Origin of the sequence: Hymenobacter aerilatus (assembly GCF_022921095.1) — a bacterium.
GTDB lineage: Bacteria > Bacteroidota > Bacteroidia > Cytophagales > Hymenobacteraceae > Hymenobacter > Hymenobacter aerilatus.
Genome location: NZ_CP095053.1, coordinates 3,214,853 through 3,235,262, shown reverse-complemented (window position 1 = coordinate 3,235,262; position 20,410 = coordinate 3,214,853). Strand labels below are relative to the sequence as shown.

The 20,410-nt window shown below is 48.5% G+C and carries 20 protein-coding genes; all 20 read left to right on the top strand.

Annotation, left to right across the window (positions count from 1 at the left end):
* Nucleotides 1–536 precede the first annotated feature (536 nt).
* Nucleotides 537–1,655, top strand: coding sequence for a GDP-mannose 4,6-dehydratase (gmd, locus tag MUN82_RS13525; RefSeq protein WP_245091225.1), 1,119 nt, complete (start codon nucleotides 537–539; stop codon nucleotides 1,653–1,655).
* A 172-nt stretch (nucleotides 1,656–1,827) separates the two neighbouring features.
* Nucleotides 1,828–2,763, top strand: a complete 936-nt coding sequence (locus MUN82_RS13520; RefSeq protein ID WP_245091223.1) for a GDP-L-fucose synthase family protein — start codon at nucleotides 1,828–1,830, stop codon at nucleotides 2,761–2,763.
* A 248-nt stretch (nucleotides 2,764–3,011) separates the two neighbouring features.
* Nucleotides 3,012–3,431 carry a sugar 3,4-ketoisomerase gene (locus MUN82_RS13515; RefSeq protein ID WP_245091221.1) on the top strand — a complete coding sequence of 140 codons (420 nt, stop codon included), beginning with the start codon at nucleotides 3,012–3,014 and terminating at the stop codon, nucleotides 3,429–3,431.
* Entirely contained in the window at nucleotides 3,422–4,372 is a 951-nt protein-coding gene (locus MUN82_RS13510) for a hypothetical protein (protein WP_245091219.1), read from the top strand. Before MUN82_RS13515 ends, MUN82_RS13510 begins: the two co-directional genes overlap by 10 nt.
* 225 nt (nucleotides 4,373–4,597) lie before the next feature.
* Nucleotides 4,598–5,695, top strand: a complete 1,098-nt coding sequence (locus MUN82_RS13505) for a DegT/DnrJ/EryC1/StrS family aminotransferase (RefSeq protein ID WP_245091217.1) — start codon at nucleotides 4,598–4,600, stop codon at nucleotides 5,693–5,695.
* Nucleotides 5,696–5,850: 155 nt separating this feature from the next.
* Entirely contained in the window at nucleotides 5,851–6,801 is a 951-nt protein-coding gene (locus MUN82_RS13500; protein WP_245091215.1) for a glycosyltransferase family 2 protein, read from the top strand.
* A gap of 504 nt (nucleotides 6,802–7,305) precedes the next feature.
* Nucleotides 7,306–8,310: an STELLO glycosyltransferase family protein gene (locus MUN82_RS13495; RefSeq protein ID WP_245091213.1), complete on the top strand. Its 1,005-nt coding sequence runs from the start codon at nucleotides 7,306–7,308 to the stop codon at nucleotides 8,308–8,310.
* A 206-nt stretch (nucleotides 8,311–8,516) separates the two neighbouring features.
* Nucleotides 8,517–9,491, top strand: a complete 975-nt coding sequence (locus tag MUN82_RS13490; RefSeq protein WP_245091211.1) for a glycosyltransferase family 2 protein — start codon at nucleotides 8,517–8,519, stop codon at nucleotides 9,489–9,491.
* Between the two features lie 175 nt (nucleotides 9,492–9,666).
* Nucleotides 9,667–10,566, top strand: coding sequence for an ABC transporter permease (locus tag MUN82_RS13485; RefSeq protein WP_245091209.1), 900 nt, complete (start codon nucleotides 9,667–9,669; stop codon nucleotides 10,564–10,566).
* A gap of 27 nt (nucleotides 10,567–10,593) precedes the next feature.
* Nucleotides 10,594–11,892, top strand: coding sequence for an ABC transporter ATP-binding protein (locus MUN82_RS13480; RefSeq protein WP_245091207.1), 1,299 nt, complete (start codon nucleotides 10,594–10,596; stop codon nucleotides 11,890–11,892).
* A 1-nt stretch (nucleotide 11,893) separates the two neighbouring features.
* Nucleotides 11,894–12,664, top strand: a complete 771-nt coding sequence (gene rfbF, locus MUN82_RS13475) for a glucose-1-phosphate cytidylyltransferase (protein WP_245091205.1) — start codon at nucleotides 11,894–11,896, stop codon at nucleotides 12,662–12,664.
* On the top strand, nucleotides 12,658–13,752 hold the full coding sequence (gene rfbG, locus MUN82_RS13470; RefSeq protein ID WP_245091203.1) for a CDP-glucose 4,6-dehydratase: 1,095 nt from the start codon (nucleotides 12,658–12,660) through the stop codon (nucleotides 13,750–13,752). The genes rfbF and rfbG overlap by 7 nt, the downstream gene beginning before the upstream one ends.
* Nucleotides 13,742–14,275, top strand: a complete 534-nt coding sequence (gene rfbC / locus MUN82_RS13465) for a dTDP-4-dehydrorhamnose 3,5-epimerase (protein ID WP_245091201.1) — start codon at nucleotides 13,742–13,744, stop codon at nucleotides 14,273–14,275. Before rfbG ends, rfbC begins: the two co-directional genes overlap by 11 nt.
* A gap of 2 nt (nucleotides 14,276–14,277) precedes the next feature.
* Complete coding sequence (locus MUN82_RS13460) at nucleotides 14,278–14,520, top strand: NAD-dependent epimerase/dehydratase family protein (RefSeq protein ID WP_245091200.1); 243 nt, start codon at nucleotides 14,278–14,280, stop codon at nucleotides 14,518–14,520.
* Complete coding sequence (locus MUN82_RS13455) at nucleotides 14,487–15,182, top strand: NAD-dependent epimerase/dehydratase family protein (RefSeq protein ID WP_245091199.1); 696 nt, start codon at nucleotides 14,487–14,489, stop codon at nucleotides 15,180–15,182. The genes MUN82_RS13460 and MUN82_RS13455 overlap by 34 nt, the downstream gene beginning before the upstream one ends.
* 12 nt (nucleotides 15,183–15,194) lie before the next feature.
* Complete coding sequence (gene rfbH, locus MUN82_RS13450; protein ID WP_245091198.1) at nucleotides 15,195–16,505, top strand: lipopolysaccharide biosynthesis protein RfbH; 1,311 nt, start codon at nucleotides 15,195–15,197, stop codon at nucleotides 16,503–16,505.
* 12 nt (nucleotides 16,506–16,517) lie between these two features.
* Complete coding sequence (locus MUN82_RS13445) at nucleotides 16,518–17,432, top strand: glycosyltransferase (protein ID WP_245091197.1); 915 nt, start codon at nucleotides 16,518–16,520, stop codon at nucleotides 17,430–17,432.
* Between the two features lie 2 nt (nucleotides 17,433–17,434).
* Nucleotides 17,435–18,640 carry a glycosyltransferase family 4 protein gene (locus tag MUN82_RS13440; RefSeq protein ID WP_245091196.1) on the top strand — a complete coding sequence of 402 codons (1,206 nt, stop codon included), beginning with the start codon at nucleotides 17,435–17,437 and terminating at the stop codon, nucleotides 18,638–18,640.
* Nucleotides 18,641–18,676: 36 nt separating this feature from the next.
* Nucleotides 18,677–19,489, top strand: coding sequence for a glycosyltransferase family 2 protein (locus tag MUN82_RS13435; protein WP_245091195.1), 813 nt, complete (start codon nucleotides 18,677–18,679; stop codon nucleotides 19,487–19,489).
* Between the two features lie 34 nt (nucleotides 19,490–19,523).
* Nucleotides 19,524–20,405 carry a glycosyltransferase gene (locus tag MUN82_RS13430; protein ID WP_245091194.1) on the top strand — a complete coding sequence of 294 codons (882 nt, stop codon included), beginning with the start codon at nucleotides 19,524–19,526 and terminating at the stop codon, nucleotides 20,403–20,405.
* The last annotated feature ends 5 nt before the right edge of the window (nucleotides 20,406–20,410 follow it).

The following is a 20,410-nucleotide window of genomic DNA, read 5'->3' as shown; positions in this document are numbered from 1 at the left end:
CCGTAACGTACTGGGCCATAATTCGCAGCTAAACGAACTGTGAACGGGCGTTTTGCAGTCAAACTTGCCCTTTCTTGTAGACTGCATTACGTAATATCAATAACGGGTAATTTAGTAAATTTCTGGTTGACCAATATTCTATTCTGCGTCTGTCAGCAGCTCAGTCTGATACTACGCTACGCACATTTGCGCTTTTATACTGTCTATTGCAATGCCCTTTAGTGTTGCTTAACTGTCACTATGATATCATTGCCCCGTTTGCCACGCTAACCGCTGGCGTACCAGAATTTAAAAATAGTTGCGACCCATTGAAGAATAGCTAGCTGCTACGGCCTAGGCAAGGCATAATATAATAACTATCCGAGTGTATTAATAAAGACACTATCATTTAATTTCGGGTTTCAGTACAATAAGTTATTGGAAAAAATACTACTTTTATACTTCTTTGCAGTTATTTACCCACCTGTCTGCTGCTCCGCACCCTACTGTTTCTCACTCTGATTACTATATAATCATCACTTTCAATCACACGACACATGGCAAAATGTGCACTCATCACAGGTATTACGGGACAGGATGGTACTTACCTGGCTGAGCTACTGTTAAGCAAAGGCTATACGGTACACGGTATCAAGCGCCGCGCTTCCCTGTTTAATACTAACCGTATTGACCACCTGTACCAAGATCCGCACGAGAAGGATGTACGCTTTACTCTGCATTACGGCGACCTGACAGACTCTACGAACCTGATCCGCATCATTCAGGAAGTGCAGCCCGACGAAATTTACAACCTCGGTGCTATGTCGCACGTGAAAGTGTCGTTTGATACGCCTGAGTATACTGCTGATGTAGATGGTATTGGTACGTTACGTCTGCTGGAGGCTATTCGCATCCTGGGCATGACCAAGAAAACGCGCATCTACCAGGCCTCTACCTCGGAGCTATATGGTTTGGTACAGGAAGTGCCTCAGCGCGAAACGACACCCTTCTACCCTCGTTCGCCCTATGCCGTAGCTAAAATGTATGGCTTCTGGATTACGGTGAATTACCGCGAGGCCTACGACATGTATGCCTGCAACGGTATTCTGTTCAACCACGAAAGCCCCCTGCGTGGCGAGACATTTGTAACGCGTAAGATTACCCGTGCCGTATCACGTATTGCCCTGGGCTTGCAGGACTGTCTCTATTTGGGTAATCTGGGCGCCAAGCGCGACTGGGGCCACGCCAAAGACTACGTGGAAGCGATGTGGCGTATGCTGCAGCAAGACAAGGCTGAAGACTTTGTAATTGCGACTGGCGTAACTACCACCGTGCGTGACTTCGTGCGCTTAGCATTTGCCGAGGTAGGCGTGGAACTGGCTTTCGAGGGCGAAGACGAAAAAGAAATAGCCCGGGTAGTAGCCTGCAATAACCCCGACTACCAGTTAGCAATTGGCTCGGTTGTAACAAAAGTAGACGAGCGTTACTTCCGCCCCACAGAAGTAGAACTGTTGATTGGTGATCCAACCAAAGCGAAAACAAAGCTTGGCTGGGAACCCAAGTATGATTTGCAAGGCTTGGTAAAAGAAATGATGCAGTCGGATCTGGATGAGTCACGCCGCGACGAATACCTGCGCGAAGGTGGTCACTCCATCCTGAAAAACTACGCCGAGTAGTTTGCTGTTAACTTTCTGGTAATTAGCTCCCCTGCTTTTTGTAGGAAAGGTTGTGGTCGTTTTTTCCATGAAACGATAAGTAACTTGGTCTTCCAAGGCTAAAGTTCAACGGCCTCTAATTCCCTGCAGAAAGGAGGGGAGCTGATTTTCTAGCCTTATAAAAAACTTCGTAATGGAAAAAAACGCCAAAATATATGTGGCTGGTCACCGCGGCATGGTAGGCGGTGCCTTGGTGCGCAGATTGCAACAAGCCGGCTATCAGAACATTGTGACTCGCACTTCCAAGGAACTGGATCTGCGCAATAAACAAGCAGTAGATACTTTCTTTGCCGAAGAAAAACCAGAGTATGTGTTTTTGGCCGCTGCCAAAGTAGGCGGCATTCTGGCTAACAATACCTACCGCGCCGATTTTCTGCTGGACAACCTGCAGATTCAGAACAATGTCATTCAGGCCAGCTTCGATCAAAGCGTAAAGAAGCTACTGTTCTTGGGTTCGTCGTGCATCTATCCCAAAATGGCGCCTCAGCCTATCAAGGAAGAGTATTTACTAACCGGGACCCTGGAGGCTACCAATGAGCCATACGCCCTGGCCAAAATCGCTGGTCTGAAACTCTGCGAAGCCTTTCGCGACCAGCATGGTAGCAACTATATCTCGGCCATGCCGACCAACCTATATGGTCCCGGCGATAACTACGACTTGCAAAACTCGCACGTCCTACCGGCCTTGCTACGCAAGTTTCACGAAGCTAAGGAAAGCGACGCACCAGAAGTAGAAGTGTGGGGTACAGGCACTCCGCGCCGTGAGTTTCTGCACGTAGACGACCTAGCCGACGCCTGCCTCCACTTAATGCTACACTACAACGGCAAAGAACCCGTGAATGTAGGTACGGGTGAAGACCTGACCATACGCGAACTGGTAGAGCTGGTGCGCGATACGGTAGGCTACAAAGGCAACATTCGCTTTAACACTGATAAGCCTGACGGTACGCCCCGCAAACTACTCGACGTATCGAAGCTAGCAGAAGCTGGATGGAAGTATAAAATTTCGCTACCGGAAGGTATCCGTGAGGTATATAAAGAAGCATTTCAAGCTGTTCCGGCAGTATAAATCTTCTACGTATGCTACGGCAAAGGGATAATAAGTGGGCTGATCTATTCACGAAAGCCACTTATTATCCCTTTTATTCTATCTGGCTGATAATGAACATATATTATAAGTGCAGTACATCATAGTTAGCTAGAGCACAAGACAAAGTGGTTTTAGAAGGAAAATGCTGGTGCAAGGCAAGTGCGTTGCTTTCGTCCGATAAAAACAGCTTTTGATGTAGCTTTGCCCTAAGTCTTCTTTCTAAGTTTATGAGCACTGTGCAGACCTGGGGTAAGCCTAGACTAATTGAATTTCCGAAGCTGGGAAACCCAGCAGAAGGGTATATCTCAGTAAGTGAGCAGAATACTTTAATTCCCTTCGAAGTAAAGCGCAGTTTTTGGACGTACTTCACCCCTGAAAGTATTGTGAGGGGACGCCACGCGCATTATCAAACTGAGCAAGTACTTATTGCCGTCACAGGACGAATAATTGTTACAACCGAAATGGCGGATGGTACAATTGAGCTGTTTCGATTAGAAGATCCTAATAAGGGCGTATACATTCCACCGAACACGTGGCATACCATGCAGTACTCTCATACTGCTGTGCAACTGGTCTTTGCTTCTTCCATCTACGATGAAGCTGATTATATTAGAAGCTACGCAGATTTTCAACGGGTATGGGGGTAGACTCTGCTTTAGTTGATGCGCGAGCTGAGAAGCTGTTGTATTATTCCCCCTACAATTTTTTGCGTAATGTCTCTGCCATAACGCAGCAGAAGCTATTTGGCAAAGGGCTAGCAGCTAGTTTTGGTGAAAATTCTCAACAAAAAATCTTCACTGTAAACGGAGTACAGTTTTTATACTCCTTCCTTCCGTGGGATTCTGATTTTTTTGGAGCTTCTATATATAAGCTATTCACAGTGATATACACGGCGAATAGTACGGCGCAAGAAGTAGCAATAGCAGTTAAAGCATTTCTATTGTATACAAAGGAAATAAATTGCGCCTACCTTTTTATAGATATTCCGATAGAAGATACCCTGTTAATACAAGCGCTAGGCATAGCTGGCTGGCGAATGGTAGAAAGCCGATTAAATTTCTATTACGATACAATTTCGGATTTTAAGTACGCACAATTTCCAACTCGCAAAGCCGCACCCGAAGAAGCAGAGTTAATTGGCCATATATCCGCAACTGCTCGCAACGAATACGACCGCTTTCATGCAGACGAATGGTTTGGCAATACGAGAGCTGATGCTTTTCTGCACCGGTATGCCACGGCAGCGGTAGAAGGTTATTGCGATACTGTGTTGGTGCCTAACGAGCCTGATCTGGTAATTGACTCCTTTTTGGCTATCGATGATGCACCTATACACGCAGCCAAATTAGGGTTTCGGGCCTCTCGTATTGTGTTAACGGCAGTAGGACCAGCAAATCGTGGCTGGCATCTGAAGCTTGCTGCCGCAACCATACACAGGGCCCGGGAGATGCAGGCTAATTATGTGCTAATGACAACGCAGGCTACGAACAGAGCTGTATTTCGGACCTGCGAAAAATTAGGATTTAAGCTGGGAAGCACTAGCTGTATTTTATCTTATGCAAATAACCTGATCAGTAGTGTTCAATAGTATCTACCGTATCTAACAAGTTCACTAGAAAGTCGCCCTCTGATAATACCGTTCTTCACCTGGATTGTATAGTCTCACAATCGCACGTTGCCTAATGGTCCATTTGGGTTTACCCTTTCTGTGCCCGTTCTTGCGCAGAGCACTCGCTCGAACTGTGGCTGAACAGTTATACGAGCTTCAAAAGACCTTTTTAGACTACCAATTTAATATATTGGTTGCTTGCGTATGAAAATTCCCTTTCTTTCTTTTTCTCCTCAGAATACATCTATCCGCACGCAGGTTTTAGATGCCGTAGCACGGGTCTTCGACTCGCAATGGTATGTGCTGGGCGAGTCGGTGAAGACGTTTGAAGCAGAATACGCTACCTATTCGGATGCTCGTCATTGTATCGGAGTTGCGAATGGATTGGATGCGCTACACTTAGCACTAAAAGCGCTGGGTGTTAAGGAGGGGGATGAGGTAATCGTACCATCCAATACTTATATCGCTACCTGGTTAGCTGTGTCTTATGTAGGCGCCACTATTGTACCTGTAGAACCCAATATACATACCTATAATCTTGATCCGGCTGGCGTGGCAGCGGCTATTACGCCTCGTACCCGTGTTATTATGCCGGTTCACCTCTACGGACAGGCCTGCGAGATGGACCGTATTATGGAGCTGGCGCAGCAGCACGAGCTCCATGTGGTAGAAGACAACGCACAGGCCCAGGGTGCTACTTTCAATGGCAAGAAGACCGGTAGTTTCGGTAGTGCTAATGGCACAAGTTTCTACCCTGGTAAAAATTTGGGCGCCTTAGGCGATGCTGGGGCCATTACGACTAACGATCCTGCACTTGCTCTTCATCTGGCGACGCTACGTAACTACGGTTCACAGAGAAAATATTACAACGAAGTTATCGGGTATAATTCTCGCCTCGACGAGTTACAGGCCGCGATATTAAGCGCGAAGCTACCCTATTTAGATGAGTGGACGCGGCAGCGGCAGCAGATAGCTGCCTGGTACGATCAATACCTAGCTGGCATTCCAGATGTAGTGCTGCCTGTTACGGCTGCTGGGGCCAGCCACGTGTATCATCTATATGTAGTGCGCAGTCCACGCCGTGATGCTCTGCAGGCTCATTTAACAGCACAGGGTATTGGTACACTTATTCACTACCCTATTCCTCCTCACCTGCAACAAGCCTATGCGGCGTTAGACTTCAAGCCAGACGCATTCCCGCTGGCACAGGAAATAGCCGCTACTTGTCTAAGCTTGCCTTTATGGCCGGGCATGACAGAAGAAGAGGTACAGTATGTAAGTGCCGCTATACGCGCGTTCTAACAACTCGCACCGTTCTTTCTCCCGATATTTCCGTTTCGGGAGAAGCGCCCTACCAGTGAATAGAGTACATACCACGGAACTCTTCTATGCTTTCCGATAGGTAGGGATTTTCGCTCTTCACCCTTCCATCTGAACTCCATCGCACCACTACCTGCATGCCTAAGCTTTCCATTATCATTCCTTGCTATTACAACGAAGAGAATATACCTGTTACAACCCGCGAACTGATTGCAAACGAAACCTTATTTCCACCAGAAGTGACATTTGAGTATGTACTGGTGGATGATGGCTCTAAAGATAAAACGTTACAGACTTTACTAGCATTTCGGGATGCCTACCCTGATAAAGTTAGAATACTGGAGCTAGCCGGGAATGTAGGTTCTTATAATGCCATTGTAGCTGGTATGGAGTATGCCACTGGTGATTGCATGGCCATTATTACAGCTGACATGCAAGACCCTCCTGAGTTGATGGTGCAGATGTATGGCTATTGGAAGCAGGGAATAAAGTTGATTATTGGCAACCGTCAGGATAGAGAGGAAACTGGGCTACAGAAGTGGTTTGCGGAGGTGTTTCACAAAACGATGAAGAGTATTGCGTTGCCGAATATTCCGGATGGCGGGTTCGACTTCGTATTCTTCGACCGTCAGGTATGTGAACACGTAGTAGGTTTGCAGGAACGGAACAGTAACCTGTTCTACCTCATGGTGTGGCTGGGATATCCATATGTAAATATTCCTTATGTGCGTCGAAAACGCGAAATTGGTAAATCGCGATGGACGCTGAAGAAAAAAATAAAGCTTCTAATCGATTCAATTCTGGCTTTTTCCTTCTTTCCTATTCGGGCAATATCCGTGATGGGAATATTATTAGGAATAGGAGCCCTGTTCTACGCATTCTACATCATCGGTCTGAAAATAGTAGGGGATATTGAGGTAGAAGGCTGGACTACGCTAATGCTCGTCTTGCTTTTTGTTTCAGCCTTCCAAATGATTGCCCTTGGTATCATTGGCGAATACGTATGGCGCGGACTGGATGCAACTCGCAAACGCCCTTTATATGTAGTGAAGGATGTATACCAATCCGAAAAAGCAAATCTGAAATAAAGCTACGTCGACCCTGACCTTCGTGCGTACCTCGTTTGGTAAGCGAATGGGTAGGAAAAGGTGCAGGGCTCGTGTATACTATAGCAAATTCACGAACGATGTAGTGTAGAGACGCATATTTGCGTCTCTTAGTTGAATGGCACCACCCCAATGAAGCGGACGACGAGACGCAAGTATGCGTCTCCACACCGTTCATGAATCCGTTATAGGCGAGGGCATAAATTTTAAGGACCAGCCGGTTCGTTGGATGTAGTAGTGGTGTGTCTACAGCTTCACCAGCTAGCGTATGTAGGCGCGAACAAGACAGAAGTCAGGTATTTTGGTTGACTTATTAAGCCGAATCCGGCAAAGAAAAGTGCCCTACGCTTCACACTGCTCGTGCAAAGTGGGTGCCGATGATCCTGAGTTTGCTGTCCGCACGCAGCTGCGCGGATTCGCAAGCCGGAAAACCATTATATCTTTGCCCTGCAAAATACCCTACGACATCACTTCTTTCCATCCCTTATGGCTGTCACATCTGCGAGCATTGTAATCACCTCTATTTTTGCACCAACAAAAGCAGTAAAAAAGTTCGCTTCTCTACCCAATTATAAGTTGATAGTGGCCGGTGATAAAAAATCGCCCTCAGATTGGTCGGAGGCGAATGTGACTTACCTTTCCGTACAGGACCAGGAGGCCGGCGGTTTTGAAATGGCGACTAAGTTGCCTTACAATCACTATGGCCGCAAAATGATAGGGTACTTGCATGCAATACAGCAAGGCGCAGAGGTGATTGTAGACACCGATGATGACAATATCCCATACGAGGGCTGGCAGTTTCCCGCCATGGAAGGAGAATTTGCTACTTCACCTGGCAATAAGGGATTTGTAAATATTTATAAGAATTTCACTAGTCATCATATCTGGCCCAGAGGCTATCCGTTGGATCTTATTCTAAACCAGGACCACAACCTGAAAGAAGAGGAGCTGTCTAAGCAGGCTGCTACTATTGGCATCTGGCAGGGGCTAGCAGATAGTGATCCAGACGTAGATGCTATCTACCGCTTGGTTGATAATACGGAGGTATACTTCGACAAGCGCGCTCCTATTGTGTTGGCAGAAGGTACACTTTGCCCTTTTAACTCGCAAAACACTGCTGTACGGCGTGAACTGTTCCCGTTGCTGTACCTACCTGCTTATGTTACGTTCCGATTCACCGATATTCTGCGGGGGTTAGTTGCTCAGCCTATTTTATGGGCGCACGGTTATCGGTTAGGCTTTACGGAAGCTACCGTTATTCAGGAGCGTAATCCGCACGACTACGTTAAGGATTTTGAATCGGAGATTCCCTGCTATCTACACCCCAATAAAGTAATAGCCGCCGTAGAAGGTGCTATTGATAAACAAGCCACAGTAGGTGAGAATCTGCTGCGTGCCTACGAGGCTCTGGAACGTGAGCAAATCGTTACGAGCAATGAAATAGAATTGCTTAAGCTTTGGCTCGCTGACTTAAAGAAGCTTGGATTCTAAAAGAAGTTTGTCAACACGCACGCCTACTCTCACTACCTTCTAAATGAGAGGGTAGGCGTGAAATTTTCGGCAGCAAGAGCTACTGAATAGCAGTTCCAGCCCATCCACTAGGCTACAGCCTATTGCTTCTATACGCCTTCTGGCTTGGAAAATGCTCCGGGAGTTAAACACTCCCTCATCAGCTTCATCTAATACGTCCTTCTCTAGTGCAGCCTTACCCTTCGCTTTCTGTCGTCATTCCCTCCTGGAATCAAGGTCGATTCATTGAGCGCACACTCCTAAGCATCCTAAAGCAGGATTACCCTGGTGACGTGCAAATAATCGTTTCTGATGGGGGGTCAACAGATGAAACGGTAGAAGTGCTAAAGAAATATGAGGATAAAATAACCTGGTGGTCTGCCCGCGACAAAGGATTTGTGGATGCTGTAACAAAAGGGCTGGCGCAGGCTACGGGGGAGCTTATTGCTATTCAGAGCAGTGATGACTACTATCTGCCCGGTGCTTTTCGTCGTATGGCAGAAGCCTTTCAGCAGCATCCGGAAGCAGGCTTCATCTCGGGAGGCGAGTATGGCATTGATCTACAGGACCAGATAGAGTACGCAAACTCTTTTACAGGGCCCATTACACCTCATTCCATCCTCTTTCGGTTTGTACCAGCTCAACACGCTACATTCGTACGACGGGAAGTCTTAGACAAAACGGAGGGCATGCGTGTAGAGGTAGATATGTGCGCTGATATTGATTTATGGTACCGGGTGGCTCATTTCGCGCCCGGCTATGCCATTCCGGATATGCTAGCCGCTTACCAGCTGCACCCCGATCAGCGCACGGCTACCTCGCCAAAATGGTTTCCAAACCTGGTGAAGATGGTAGAAAGCTGTGAGCAGATTCCCGCCTACGGCTCCAAGTTTCGTCTCACAGAGGAAGAGAGACGAAATTTGTATACCTATTGGGAAATCAATTGGACAAATAAGCGCAGCCCTACCGAAGCAAGGCCCATTGCTTTTCGCAAACTGCCCGGCTTATTAACCTACAGCCCGCGTACGCAACGGACAATTTTGGGCGCTTCTGTCACTCCTTTGGTTAAGCGTCTGGTACCTACCAGCGTATTGAAAGCGCTACGGCCTACTGCTGCATCGACAGCTCCTGCAGCAATAGATTTGAGCTGGTGGCGAAACTAAAGAGTTGATTTAAACAAGGCCATCTTCTGTTGGCTGAAGTTTGAATGCAGGATGCATTACTGCAATTGCAAGTGCATTCGAGGACTAGGGCGTATCTTTGCCTCACTCTGTGTAGTGATCTGCTCCTTCTAGATGGCTAACGTAAGAATTTAGTTCTGACTGTTTTTTTAGCAAAGTGTCTGTACCAAAAGAAATAATACCGGCTAATTACGTAGTAGCCGATATGCAGTCTAAGGAGAGTTGGACGGAAGTCATTGAGCCCCGAACCAGCCTGTTGGATTTGCGCCTGGGCGACGTGTGGCGCTACCGGGATTTAGTGATGATGTTTGTGCGGCGCGACTTTGTGTCCACGTATAAGCAAACCATCCTCGGGCCTATTTGGTTTTTCATCCAGCCCCTGCTCACTACCATCACCTTCATCATCATCTTCGGTCGGGTAGCTAAGCTATCCACGGATGGGTTGCCGCCCGTGATATTCTATCTGGCTGGTGTTACGGTGTGGAGCTATTTCTCCCAGACACTCACGGCAACGTCTACAGTATTTATTTCCAACGCAGCCATTTTCGGTAAGGTCTATTTTCCGAGGCTGACGATGCCGGTGTCGATTGTAGTGTCTAACATTGTCCGGTTCCTGATTCAATTCGGGCTATTCGTTGCTATCTGGCTGTACTATCTGTTACGTGGTGAGAGTTCTATTCATCCTAACTGGCTGATTGCTCTCACGCCCGTATTGCTTCTTATGATGGGACTGCTGTCACTGGGGCTAGGCATGATCTTCAGCTCGCTAACCACCAAGTATCGGGACTTGTCGCTGCTACTCACGTTTGGTATGCAGCTGCTTATGTACGCCACGCCGGTTATCTATCCGCTGTCCAGCATTCCGGAGAAGTATAAATGGCTGATCCTGGCCAACCCGATGAGCGCGGTTGTGGAAACCTTCCGGTATGCGTTTCTGGGCTCTGGCTCTTTCCACTGGGGTTATCTGGCATACAGTGCCTGCTTCACGGCTATTGCCCTGTTTTTGGGTACTATCATCTTCAACAAAGTAGAGAAGAGTTTTACCGATACGGTATAAGCTCATTTATCTCGATTAGCGCTGTACATGAGCAATATTGCCATAAAAGTAGAAGGGTTAGGCAAGCAGTACCGACTCGGTGAGATTGGCACCGGGACGATCAGTAACGACTTGAACCGATGGTGGTCACGTATGCGGGGGAAAGAAGACCCGTTTGCCAAAATTGGGGAGGTAAATGACCGCACTGTCAAAGGCAACAGTGACTATGTATGGGCCCTGCGTGATATTAGTTTTGACGTAAAAGCAGGTGAGGTGCTAGGCATTGTGGGTCGCAACGGTGCGGGCAAATCTACCATGCTTAAGATTTTGTCGAAAGTAACGGCCCCTTCTACCGGCAAAATAAAAATTCAAGGTCGCATCGCCTCTTTGCTGGAAGTAGGCACCGGGTTTCATCCTGACTTGACCGGCCGGGAAAACGTGTACCTGAACGGGGCCATTCTAGGCATGTCGAAAGGCGAGATTAATCGCAAGTTTGATGAGATAGTAGACTTTTCCGGGGTGGAGCGCTACATCGACACGCCCGTGAAGCGCTATTCGTCCGGCATGTACGTGCGGCTAGCCTTTGCTGTGTCGGCGTTTCTGGAACCTGAAATTTTGATTGTAGATGAGGTTTTGGCCGTCGGTGATGCAGAGTTTCAGAAGAAGTGCCTGGGTCGGATGAAGGACGTGAGCCGTAATGATGGGCGCACCATTTTATTTGTAAGCCACAGCATGGCGGCCGTAAAAAACATCTGCACGACCGGGATTTTAATGAAGAACGGGCAGTTGGCTTTTCAAGGCACAGCCGATGAAGTAGTGGACTATTATATCACAAACTTCCTACAATTCAATAGCGATACCAAGGTAGATTTGCTGGGAGCGCCCCGTGAGTACGACCTGTCCCGAACCATCGAATTTAAATCCATTGAGTTTCTGGAGCCGGTTGAGAACAACATGTACTCAACCGGTGAAGACATTGTGCTGCTGGTGACTCTAAAAAGTAAAGTTGACCGTGACGCTTTCCGGCTGGGGTTCTCCATCAATAAGCTCGACGAAAGCCCAGTGGGCACATTCTTTTCGGGAGAAGAGCTGTCTATCCGCAAAAACGAGGAAAAAAACTTTATCGTCCGCATCAAAAATCATCAACTGGCCAAAGGGCAGTATTACATCAGTATGTCAACCGGTATCGGTAACGAGTTGACGGGGACTACGGAGTACGATATCGTGCTGAAAACCTTGTTCTTCGAAATAGCTTACAAAGATTTGCTTAAAACCCAGATGATGACCTTGTGGCACTCGGAGTGGGGCTATGTAAACTTTAAGAACGTTGAAATAAAGTCTTTGTAATATGAAAGTAGTTATTCTGGCAGGTGGCCTAGGTACGCGGCTTTCCGAGGAAACGGTGCTTAAACCGAAGCCGATGGTAGAGATTGGTGATATGCCTATTTTGTGGCATATCATGAAAATATATTCGTCGCACGGCTTCAACGATTTTGTGATTTGCCTAGGCTACAAGGGCTATGTTATAAAGGAATACTTTGCTAACTACTTTCTGCACAAATCGGATGTGACTATTAACCTGAAAGAAAATAGTATGCAGGTGCACGATAGTTTCGCTGAGCCGTGGAATATCACTCTAGTTGATACTGGCCTGAATACCATGACCGGGGGGCGCATCAAGCGGGTAAAGCAGCATATTGGCAACGAGACGTTTTTACTGACCTACGGCGACGGGGTGTCGGATGTCAACATCACGGACGCGGTGGCCTACCACCAAAAAAATGGCAAGTTGTGCACCGTGACGGCGGTGCAACCTAGTGGCCGGTTTGGCGCCCTCAACTTCAGTGAACAGGACGAAGTAACTTCCTTCACGGAAAAGCCTAAAGGTGATGGTGCCTGGATTAATGGAGGCTATTTTGTGTGCGAACCAGCGGTAATCGACTACATCGAAGACGATGCCACCATCTGGGAGCGAGAGCCGTTAGAACAGATTGCCGCCGCTAACCAAATGCAGGCCTACAAGCACCATGGCTTCTGGAAGCCAATGGACACGTTGCGCGATAAGGTAGAATTGGAAACCGAATGGCAGCAAGGCCAGGCTAAATGGAAAACATGGTAGCTGGACAAACGGATTTGCGGACAGCTTATCAAGGCAAAAGGGTATTTCTCACCGGGCACACCGGCTTTAAAGGCAGCTGGATGCTTCAGTGGCTGCACTTGCTGGGCGCCCAGGTGAAAGGCTACGCTCTGGCTCCCGAACAGGCCGACGACCTGTATAACCTGATAGAAGGGGATACGTTGTGCGAGTCGGTAATCGCTGACCTGCGCGATGCCGCCCGCCTGGAGCAGGAGATAGTGGCGTTTCAGCCGGATTTCATCTTCCATCTGGCCGCGCAGCCATTGGTACGGCTTTCGTACGCCATTCCGGCTGAAACCTTTATGGTCAACGCCATTGGTACAGCTTACGTGCTGGATGCCGTGCGTAAGCTGCCAATGCCCTGCACCGTTGTTCTTATCACCACCGATAAGGTGTATGAGAACAAGGAGTGGCTGTACCCATACCGCGAAACTGACCGGCTGGGCGGTTATGACCCATATAGTGCCAGCAAGACCTGCGCCGAGGTGGTTATCAATTCGTACACGCAGTCGTTTTTCAATCCGGCGGCTTTTGCCGAGCATCAGAAAGGTATTGCTAGTGCCCGTGCCGGCAACGTTATTGGGGGCGGCGACTGGGCCAAGGACCGGATTATTCCCGACATCGTTCGGGCTTTGCGAAGCGCGCAGCCCGTAACCGTGCGTAACCCGCAGGCGGTGCGGCCGTGGCAGCACGTACTGGAGCCTCTGGGCGGCTATCTGCTGCTGGGGGCCAAACTGGCTGTCGAGCCGCTGCGCTACGGGGGTAGCTGGAATTTCGGGCCGTATGCCGAAGACAACAAAGTGGTGGAAGAGCTGGTGCAGACCGCCCTGCAGATATGGGGCAGCGGCACCTACAACAAGCCGGTGCTTACCAACCAGCCCCACGAAGCCGGCTTACTGAAGCTGGACATCAGCAAGGCCGTTGGTGGGCTGGGGTGGAAGCCACAGTATCTGGCCGAGCAAGCCATTGCGAAGACCCTGGAGTGGTACAAGGCTTTCCACGAGCAGCGGGCTGCTATACAGCAGTTTACCGTTCAACAAATCAACGCATTTGCCCGCCATGAAAGCTAATCCAACGGCGCTGGCCGGCGTGCTGCTGCTAGAGAACTTCGTTAGCCACGATAAGCGCGGAACATTCATCAAAACATTCCACGCCAATTCTTTCGGCGCTGAGCAGCTAACCGTGGACTTCCGCGAGAGTTATTACTCGGTGTCGCACAAAGACGTAATCCGGGGCATGCACTTTCAGCGGCCGCCGCACGAGCACGACAAGCTGGTGTACGTAACGCAGGGTAGCATCTTGGATGTAATAGTGGATTTGCGGCCGGATTCGCCTTCTTATCTACAGCACGTCGCCATTCAGCTCAATGAGCACATTAGCTCGGTGTACATCCCGCGTGGTTGCGCGCACGGCTTCCTCACGCTCAGCGACACGGCTACGGTGGTATACAACGTAACCAGCGTGTATGAGCCCAGCGCCGATGCCGGCATTCGGTGGGATTCCATCGGCTTCGACTGGCCAGTGACGGAACCCATTGTGTCAGGCCGGGACAATAGTTTTGTCAATTTGGAAGATTTCGATTCAGAATTTTAGCAATGAATATACTCATCACCGGTGCTACGGGCTCTATCGGCAAGGTGCTTACTGGCGTCTTAGGCGCAAAGAGGCATACGTTGGCCATTGTGGCCCGGAATTCTGCAAAAGCCAACGAGCTATTCGGTGATGGAATGGTAACCGTCATCGACCTTGAGGGAGCTGACTGGCCAGCTAAAGTTGTTGCTTTTGCCCCCAAGCAGTTATTCATTTGGCGGCGTTGCTCACCAGCAGAGATGATTTAGATATCATCCCGAGCCTGATAGAAAGCAATATCCTGTTTGGAACTCAGCTGTTGCAAACCTTGAGGCAGACGCCTGTCGAAGTATTTATCAACACCGGAACCTTCGCCGAATACCTGTACGGCGATGGACAGTATAACTCTTCCTACCTGTACTCGGCGACTAAAACGGCTTTCCATGCCATGATTAGATACTACCAGCAATTAATAGGCTTTAAGGTCATCAACGTAATTCCATACACTGTGTACGGACAGGTCGATACGCAGCCCAAGATTATGGATATAATATACAACAGCTTCTTACAGAAAGACGCTATCAATATGTCGGGCGGCGAGCAAACGCTGGATTTTGTGCATATTGATGATGTAGTAGCTTTCTATGCGCTGTTGATTGACAAAATAGACTCACTCGTCAATCCTTGGGAGGACTACCATCTGGGTACTGGAAAAGGGCATACACTAAGGCAGCTGGCGCAATTATTTCAAGCACAGCTAGGCTTGCCGGAAAACATAAACTGGGGCGCCCTGCCTTATCGGCCGCGCGATACCATGTATTCGGTAGCCCCGATTGCTAAATTGATAGCTCATTTTGGCTGGGTACCCGCTACAGTGATACAGTCAGGGGTGACAAAGTTCATCGCTGGCAAACAGATTGCAGCATCTTAAAGTAAGTTTAGAATGTATAAAAATTTCTCCGACCCTGCCTTAGTAGAAAACCTAACGCAGATAGCTACCAGCAATACCACCAAAACCTTTGTGCCCGGCCAGGACTACCTGCCCGTAACGGGCAAAGTGCTGGATGCCGACGACCTGCTGGCCGGCGTAGATGCTACCCTCGACGGCTGGCTAACTACCGGCCGCTTTGGACCCAAGTTCGAGCAAAAGCTGGCCAAGTGGTTCGGCTGCAAATCGTCCATCTTGGTTAACTCGGGCTCTTCGGCTAATCTGGTAGCGTTCTACACGCTCACCTCGCCCAAGCTCGGTGACCGAGCCATCAAACCCGGTGATGAAGTAATTACCGTGGCGGCGGGCTTCCCTACCACTGTCAACCCCATGGTTCAGTTTGGATGTGTGCCTGTGTTTGTGGATGTCGACATTCCGACTTACAACATCAAGCCCGAACTGATTGAGCAAGCCGTATCGCCCAAAACCAAGGCTATCATGATTGCCCACACGCTGGGTAACCCCTTCAACCTAGATGAGGTGATGCGCGTAGCCAAGAAATACAACCTGTGGGTGATAGAGGATGATTGTGACTCGCTAGGTGCTACTTACAATGGCAAGAAAACCGGCACCTTTGGTGACTTGGCTACCTTGTCGTTCTACCCGGCCCACCACATCACTATGGGTGAGGGCGGCGCGGTGCTCATCAACAACATCCGGCTGAAGATGATTGCAGAGAGCTTCCGCGACTGGGGCCGGGACTGCTACTGCGAGCCGGGCAAAGACAACACCTGCAACAAGCGCTTCTGCTGGCAGTTGGGCGAGCTACCCTACGGCTACGACCATAAATACACGTATTCGCACATCGGCTTCAACCTGAAGGTGACGGATATGCAGGCCGCTATTGGCCTGAGCCAGCTCAACAAGGCCGACCATTTTGTGCAGCGCCGCCGCGAAAACCACGCTATGCTGCTCTCTAAAATGAAGCAGTTCGAAGACCACTTCATTCTGCCTGAGCCTACGCTCAACTCCGACCCAAGTTGGTTTGGCTTCCTGCTGACCTTGCGCGAAAACAGCCCCATCGACCGCTCGGAGCTGGTGCAGCATCTCGAAGACCACAAGATTGGCACCCGCCTGCTGTTTGCCGGCAACCTGCTGCGCCAGCCCGCCTACGTGGGCATCGAGCACCGCGTGGTAGGCGACCTGACCAATACCGACACCATCATGAACCGCTCGTTCTGGCTGGGCGTGTGGCCCGGGTTGGAAGAGCAGCATTACGATTATATAGTACAAGTAATTAGCACTTACATCAAAGAGAAATCGTAGTAATAAAGTGATATGCCAAAAGTATCTATAATAATTCCTACTTATAACAGAGCCTCATACCTTAAGAAGGCTGTTGAAAGTATTTTATTTCAAAATTTTGATGATTATGAAATCATAATCGTAGATAATGCATCAACTGATAACACTGAAGAAATAATTAAAGAAATAGGTTCTAATAAGATTATTTATTGTAAGAATAAGGAAAATATCGGGATGATTGGTAATCATAACCGGGCTCTTTCCTTAATTAAAGGAGAATATATTCATATTTTTAGTGATGATGATACTATGTGTCAAAATAGTATTTCAAAGAAAGTTGCTATATTAGATAAATATATAAATGTTGGGTTAGTTCACTCGAATATAAATATTATTAATGAAGAAGATGTTATAATTTCTGGTCATTGGGGCCATTCTTACTATGACAAGTGGAAAGACATCCATTCCATAGATTCTCTACTTTTGGGGATAGATTATTTTAAAATATTGTATTATCACTGGAATGTCATATCAATGCCTTCAGTTATGGTGCGTAGTTCAGTATTAGAAAAAGCAGGAGCATATTTTAATGCAAAGATGAAATTTGCTATGGATTTAGAGATGTGGATGAGAATCTGTTTGTTTAGCGATGTATATTATATAAATGAAATTCTTGTGAATTACAGAGTGCATTCGAGTAATAATATTCTTATTGAAGATAAGGTAAGTACGTATGAGGAATTTAAAAGAATTAAGGAAAGTCTTTTTGAAGAGTTTCCAAATAAAATTTTGGAGTTAAGGTTAGAAAAAAAAGATATAGATGAAATTTCTATGAAACAAGTGGAAAAATATCCTTTGCTGTTAGATTATGAATATATTAAATCTGATTCTTACGTAAGGCGCGTAATGAATTTAATAAAAAGAATTCTTGTCAATCTCGGTAGATAGTAATGAGAATAGCTTACATCAGTTTCGAATACCCACCTGACACAGCCGTGGGCGGCATTGCAACCTACGTTTACCAGGTTTCGCAAATGATGAAAAGCCGGGGACACGACGTGGAGGTATTCTGCGCGTCGTTTACCCGGAACGTTTCGGAAGAGTTTGAGGGCATTCTGGTGCACCGCATTGTAGCCGACGTGCCGGGTTTTCCGAAGAAAATTCTGCCGGTATTCCAAGCACGGCAACAGACGCAACCATTCGATTTGATTGAGTCGCCGGAGTATTCCGGCGATGGCTACGAAATAAAGAAGCAGTTTCCTAGACTACCCATGGTGGTGAAGCTGCACACTCCCTCATACTTTATTCACGAGCTAAATAACTCCTACGTTCCCTTCAAAACCAAACTCAAATACGTGGTGGGCGGCATTGTGCGTCGGCAGCAGCGCCACCCGTTCTGGAAGTGGCGTAAGCGTAGCCAGGATATCGACTATCTGACCGCTAAGTTGGCTGACCAGATTCATACGCCTTCCATTTCGCTAGGCGACATCGTGGCTCAGGCCTGGGATATTGACCGGCGCCGCATCCTGAACGTGCCCTATCCGTTCAGCGCCAATCAGAAATTTCTGGAAATTCCTATCACTGCCGACCACGACAACCAGACGTTTATGTACCTGGGCCGTCTGGAAATCAGGAAAGGCATTGTGGAGCTGGTAAAAGCGGTACCAGCCATTTTTCAGGCCGTGCCCAATGCCCGGTTTCGGATAGTGGGCCGAACGGCCCAATCGACAGAGCCAGGCCTGACCATGAAGGAGTACGTGCAACGGGAGCTGCGCCCCTACCTCGACCGGATAGATTTTCTGGAAGCCACGCCGGACCAGATTCCGGGCATTCTGGCCCAAACTGCTGTGTGCGTGTTTCCTAGCCTTTGGGAAAACTTTCCCAATGTGTGCCTAGAAGCAATGAGCGCCGGTCGCGCCATTGTGGGTAGCCGCGAGGGCGGAATGTACGACATGCTGCACAGTCCCCCAGCGGGCCTGCTCGTGAACCCGCGCCGCCCCAAAGAAATAGCCCATGCCGTGGTGCGGCTGCTCCAGAATCCGCAGTTGCGCTACGACCTGGGCACAGCGGCCCGCCAGAAGGTGGTGGCAGCCTACAACAGCGAAGTAATCGGTAACCTGATGGAGGCGCACTACGCCGAGCTGGCTGGCCGTTAGGACCGTCTTGCCCGCCGGGGCTAATCCCAGAATTGTATGAGCTGTACTGTTTCAATTGTTATTCCGTGTTACAATCATGGCGCTTATATTGAGGAAACACTTCGAAGTGTGGAGCAAAACGCAGGGCCGCACCCCTACGAGCTTATCATCGTGGATGATGGCTCGACCGACCCGCTGACGCTGGACGTAATGGCTAGCCTGCAGCAGCGCGGCTACCAAGTGGTGCAGCAGCCCAACCAGGGCCTAGCAGCCGCCCGTAACAATGGTATTGCGCTGGCGCAGGGTCGCTACATTCTGCCGCTCGACAGCGACAATAAGGTGAATAAGCATTACCTGACCACAGCTGTAGACCTGCTGGAGCAGGATGCCACCATCGACGTGGTATATGGTAAGGTGCTGTTTTTTGGCGATGGCGACGAAATTCGAAAGATTGGGCTACGCGAGGTTGGCCAGTTTGATTTCCCTAAAATGTTGTTTGCCAACTACATTGATGCCTGCGCCCTGATTCGCAAATCGGCCTGGAGCCAAACCGGCGGATACGATGGGCAGATGCCCGCTATGGGACACGAAGACTGGGAAATGTGGATCAACCTTTTTCTGTTGGGTAGCAAATTCCATTTTATGGATGAGGTAGGCTTCCACTATCGTGTGCTGGCGGACTCAATGCTAGGTACTAACACAGAAGCCAAGCACCAGTTGAACAAGGAGTATATTTATCGCAAACACAGTCTGCGAATAGTAGAATGGCTGCTGAAACAACTTGCCAAGACCGATGCCGACCGCAAATACATTGAAGACCACAAGCTGCGTAGCTTAGTGAAGCTGGCACTCGGCTACAAGATTCAATAAGCGCTGCCAGGTTTCCTCGAACTGATTTTCGCGTATGGTATCCATTATTATCTGCTCTCGTAGCCAAGACCAGCTAGCGCAGGTGAAATACAACGTGGCCGCCACCATTGGTGCTCCCTACGAGGTAGTGGCCATTGACAACAGTCAGGGGCGTTACTCCATTTTTCAGGCATATAACTGGGGCATTGCGCAGAGTACGGGCGACCTGCTCTGTTTTATGCACGAAGACATCAGCTTTGAAACTCAGGACTGGGGGCAGGTAGTGCAGCGGGCTTTTCGTGAAAATAGCCGCCTAGGCCTGCTCGGGGTAGCTGGTAGTAGCTACAAGCCGGCTGTGCCTTCCGGTTGGTCGTTTGACTCAGCCTGCGACGATACGACGTACATGAACATTGTACAGTATTACAAAGGCCGAAGCGACAAAAACAAAATCTATAGTAATCCCAAAAAGCAAACAATTTCCAACGTGGTGTCTGTTGATGGCGTGTGGTTTTGCACAACCAGAGCCATTGCCGAGAAGGTGCAATTCGATGAAAAAACCTTCTCCGGTTTTCACTGCTACGATGTAGATTTTTCCTTGGCGGTATTGCAGCACCACGAGGTAGCCGTTACGTTTGAAGTGTTGATTAATCATTTCTCGGAGGGCAGCTTTAATGACAGCTGGATAACCGAAACCATTAAGCTGCACGACAAGTGGCGGGCTATTCTGCCGATAAATCTGGAGCAATTGCCCGCGGCGGCAGTAACCCGCGAAGAGTTTAAAGCGTTTCATGCCATTTTGCCCCGGTTGGTAGGGAAGAAGGATCTATGTATGGCAGTATTAAAGGAAATTTGGAAAGCCAACATCTTGTCTTTGGTGGGAGTAAAGAAGTTTTTGGTTATGAACTTATTGCTAGCCAAAAAATCCTTTAAAGGGTAGACTCC

Bases quoted from the DNA above. Each gene is read 5' to 3' on its own strand.
- gmd (WP_245091225.1), top strand. From the start codon at position 537: ATGGCAAAATGTGCACTCATCACAGGTATTACGGGACAGGATGGTACT.
- MUN82_RS13520 (WP_245091223.1), top strand. From the start codon at position 1,828: ATGGAAAAAAACGCCAAAATATATGTGGCTGGTCACCGCGGCATGGTA.
- MUN82_RS13515 (WP_245091221.1), top strand. From the start codon at position 3,012: ATGAGCACTGTGCAGACCTGGGGTAAGCCTAGACTAATTGAATTTCCG.
- MUN82_RS13510 (WP_245091219.1), top strand. From the start codon at position 3,422: ATGGGGGTAGACTCTGCTTTAGTTGATGCGCGAGCTGAGAAGCTGTTG.
- MUN82_RS13505 (WP_245091217.1), top strand. From the start codon at position 4,598: ATGAAAATTCCCTTTCTTTCTTTTTCTCCTCAGAATACATCTATCCGC.
- MUN82_RS13500 (WP_245091215.1), top strand. From the start codon at position 5,851: ATGCCTAAGCTTTCCATTATCATTCCTTGCTATTACAACGAAGAGAAT.
- MUN82_RS13495 (WP_245091213.1), top strand. From the start codon at position 7,306: ATGGCTGTCACATCTGCGAGCATTGTAATCACCTCTATTTTTGCACCA.
- MUN82_RS13480 (WP_245091207.1), top strand. From the start codon at position 10,594: ATGAGCAATATTGCCATAAAAGTAGAAGGGTTAGGCAAGCAGTACCGA.
- rfbF (WP_245091205.1), top strand. From the start codon at position 11,894: ATGAAAGTAGTTATTCTGGCAGGTGGCCTAGGTACGCGGCTTTCCGAG.
- rfbG (WP_245091203.1), top strand. From the start codon at position 12,658: ATGGTAGCTGGACAAACGGATTTGCGGACAGCTTATCAAGGCAAAAGG.
- rfbC (WP_245091201.1), top strand. From the start codon at position 13,742: ATGAAAGCTAATCCAACGGCGCTGGCCGGCGTGCTGCTGCTAGAGAAC.
- MUN82_RS13460 (WP_245091200.1), top strand. From the start codon at position 14,278: ATGAATATACTCATCACCGGTGCTACGGGCTCTATCGGCAAGGTGCTT.
- rfbH (WP_245091198.1), top strand. From the start codon at position 15,195: ATGTATAAAAATTTCTCCGACCCTGCCTTAGTAGAAAACCTAACGCAG.
- MUN82_RS13445 (WP_245091197.1), top strand. From the start codon at position 16,518: ATGCCAAAAGTATCTATAATAATTCCTACTTATAACAGAGCCTCATAC.
- MUN82_RS13440 (WP_245091196.1), top strand. From the start codon at position 17,435: ATGAGAATAGCTTACATCAGTTTCGAATACCCACCTGACACAGCCGTG.
- MUN82_RS13435 (WP_245091195.1), top strand. From the start codon at position 18,677: ATGAGCTGTACTGTTTCAATTGTTATTCCGTGTTACAATCATGGCGCT.
- MUN82_RS13430 (WP_245091194.1), top strand. From the start codon at position 19,524: ATGGTATCCATTATTATCTGCTCTCGTAGCCAAGACCAGCTAGCGCAG.